Source organism: Arthrobacter sp. 2RAF6, from assembly GCF_052115205.1.
Lineage (GTDB): Bacteria > Actinomycetota > Actinomycetes > Actinomycetales > Micrococcaceae > Arthrobacter.
Map to the genome: position 1 here is coordinate 1 of NZ_JBFRGF010000104.1, position 815 is coordinate 815.

Consider the following 815-nt stretch of genomic DNA (forward strand, 5'->3'; position numbering starts at 1 on the left):
TAGAGCGTGTCTCCTAAAGCGGCGAGCCAGATGGTGACCGCCCGGAGGACGGCTCCGCCGCGGTAGGTGAGTGCGAGTTTGTCGTATCGGGTGGCCAGGCCGCGCCATTGCTTGAAGGTGTTGAAGTTCCGCTCGACTACGTTGCGGCCTTTGTAGTCCTCCTTATCGAAGGCCGGTGGCCTGCCGCCAGCGGAGCCCCGCCGTTTCCGGTGTCCGATCTGATCGGACGGTTCCGGGATCACGGCCGTGATGCCCCGGGCCCGCAGCTGGGTCCGGATCGCCCGGGAGGAATACGCTTTGTCCCCGCGCACACGGTCCGGGCGGGTCCGTGGCCGGCCCGGACCGTCCCGGTTGATCGCCAGGTGGCCCATCAGGTGCGGAAACATGGGCGCATCCCCGCCCTGGCCGGGGGCAACCAGCAGCACCAAAGGCCTGCCGTTGCCGTCGACCAGGGCATGGATTTTCGTGGTCAGTCCGCCGCGGGAGCGGCCGATCGCGTGGTCGGCCGGCTCATCATACAGATTCATGTAATTCGACGGTWCCCCCTGTGGGGCGGGGAAGGTTCGTGCCGTGCTGGTGGGCGCGGTTGACCGTGGAGTCGACCGAGACCGCCCAATCCACCACGCCTGCGGCATCGGCGGTGGCCAACAACTGGGCCAGGAGCCGGTCCCAGGTGCCGTCGCCGCTGTAGCGGCGGTGGCGCTTCCAGATCGTCTGCCACGGCCCGAACTCAGCAGGAACATCGCGCCACGGGATCCCGCACCGGAACCGGTAAATGATGCCCTCCACGACACGGCGGTCATCCCGAAACGGCC

Annotated in this window: 1 protein-coding gene; it reads right to left on the reverse strand. The window is 67.9% G+C overall.

Annotated elements, in window-relative coordinates:
* Nucleotides 1-815, reverse strand: a protein-coding gene (locus AB4Z38_RS25660; protein WP_441432330.1) for an IS5 family transposase whose coding sequence is annotated in 2 segments (ribosomal slippage) — nt 1-545 and nt 547-815 — 814 coding nt annotated over the 2 segments. Because the reading frame shifts where the segments join, the coding sequence is not laid out codon by codon here. This gene is flagged as partial in the annotation.